We start from the raw sequence: 1558 nt of genomic DNA, 5'->3' as shown, positions 1-1558 counted from the left end.
GGCGACCGCGAAATCGGCTCTGCCGTTTGGCTTCGAATATGCGCTCGATTGCGATCGCCTGCGCCCCGGTGAGTTCGGCGGCGGCTATGTCGTCATCCGCGAAGACGGGCTCGAGTTCGCAGGTTCGTCCCGGCTCCTCGATCGCGCTATCGCGCGCGGTCACCACGAAGGTGTCGACGGATACGTCCTTGTCACGCGCGACGCAGAGGCCGGCCTGCTCTTCTGGAACAGCCATTCGGGCTTCGGCTCGCTTGCTGGCGCCACGGTGTTTTCCGAGGCCGAGGCCGCGAACTTCGATCCGCCCATTGCCGACGACCAGCCCGAATGGCTGGCGCTCCCGGCCCCACTCAACTGAAGGAGCCGCACATGCGCTACATCATCGCCCTTTATGAGATTGACCGCGCCTATGGTGGAGCAGAAGAGGGTGGCTGGTGGTACGACACCGGCGAGTTGGCCCGCCTTCTCGCGCTGGCGCCGACCGAAGCGCGGGCCATCCAGTTGGCTGACCGCGCCAACCGCCTGCTCGAACGGCTACAGCGTCATCGTCGCCGCGTCGATTCCGTCCTTTATGATGGCGGCCGTTATACTGCCATCGTCTTCGAATGGACGGCGCCCCCGGCCTTTCCCGAGGTCCGGCCGCACTACGCCTGAACGCGACTGTCCGCCGTTGACGGGCCACCATCCCAGATTGCGGTCCTGCGGAATAGCTGCGCACGGAAGAAGCCCAGTCGAATTCCGGCATCCTGGAGCCAACTCGCCAAAGCCAGCGGCCTGACGCGCGAGCGTTTCGCGATGGCCGATCATCTCCTGCGTCTGATCTGCTGCCCGACGATTGGCGTCGGGGGTGGGGTTGATCAGGCCGGGACCAGGCGGGGGCTGTTCGGATCGATCCATGGATCGACCGGATCGTCCCGAGGCCGCGGACGCGGGCCTCGGCTATGGCGCTTGCGCGCTGGCTCGGCCGAACGGCCGAGGAGAGGAGGGGGAGGAAGGACGGTGTCCCGGACACAGTGTTCGAGACCATCATCCAGGAGACTTTCCATGAACATTGGTTCGATCAAGCAGAATGAAGGCGGTATTTTCGTCGGCAAGATCGAGACGCTGACGATTGCGATGACGATTGCGCTGCGCGAGGTGCACTCGGCCAATCCGAAGGCGCCGAAGTTCGAGGTGCTGGCGCTGTCGGCATCGCGGGCGTGGGTGCAGGTTGGGGCGCTGTTCGAGCTGTTCTCGAACGGCACGGGCGAGGCGTTCCTCAACGGGAAGATCGAGGATCCGAGCCTGGCGGCGCCGCTTTACATTTCCGCGTTCCGCCAGGAGGACGGCAGCTACAACGTGGTCTGGTCGCGTCCGACGCGGCGGCGCGACCTCGCCTCGGAGATGGCGCGCAAGGCCGATGACGCGCTGCCGCCGCTGCCCGGCGAAGGCGAAACCGCCGGCGCGCCGGCCCAGGGCGCCGAGGCCGGCCTCGGCCAATCCTCCGCAGAGCACGCCTTTGCAAGCTGAGCACCGTCCAGTCGTTGCTTCAAGAGGCCCTCGCTTCCATCGCGGAGCGGGG

Annotated in this window: 2 protein-coding genes and 1 pseudogene; all 3 read left to right on the top strand. The window is 66.2% G+C overall.

The window, feature by feature from the left end:
* Positions 1 to 355: pseudogene (locus tag RLDS_RS29225) on the top strand (hypothetical protein); the annotation flags it as partial.
* 11 nt (positions 356 to 366) lie between these two features.
* Positions 367 to 651: a hypothetical protein gene (locus RLDS_RS29220; RefSeq protein ID WP_015460590.1), complete on the top strand. Its 285-nt coding sequence runs from the start codon at positions 367 to 369 to the stop codon at positions 649 to 651.
* Between the two features lie 390 nt (positions 652 to 1041).
* Complete coding sequence (locus RLDS_RS29215) at positions 1042 to 1506, top strand: DUF736 domain-containing protein (RefSeq protein ID WP_020818775.1); 465 nt, start codon at positions 1042 to 1044, stop codon at positions 1504 to 1506.
* Positions 1507 to 1558 lie beyond the last annotated feature (52 nt).

Origin of the sequence: Sphingobium lactosutens DS20, assembly GCF_000445105.1 — a bacterium.
Classification (GTDB): Bacteria; Pseudomonadota; Alphaproteobacteria; order Sphingomonadales; family Sphingomonadaceae; genus Sphingobium; species Sphingobium lactosutens.
The sequence above is the reverse complement of the archived record's forward strand: the minus strand, read 5'-3'. Positions and strand labels throughout refer to the sequence as shown.

Bases quoted from the DNA above. Each gene is read 5' to 3' on its own strand.
- RLDS_RS29215 (WP_020818775.1), top strand. From the start codon at position 1,042: ATGAACATTGGTTCGATCAAGCAGAATGAAGGCGGTATTTTCGTCGGC.
- RLDS_RS29220 (WP_015460590.1), top strand. From the start codon at position 367: ATGCGCTACATCATCGCCCTTTATGAGATTGACCGCGCCTATGGTGGA.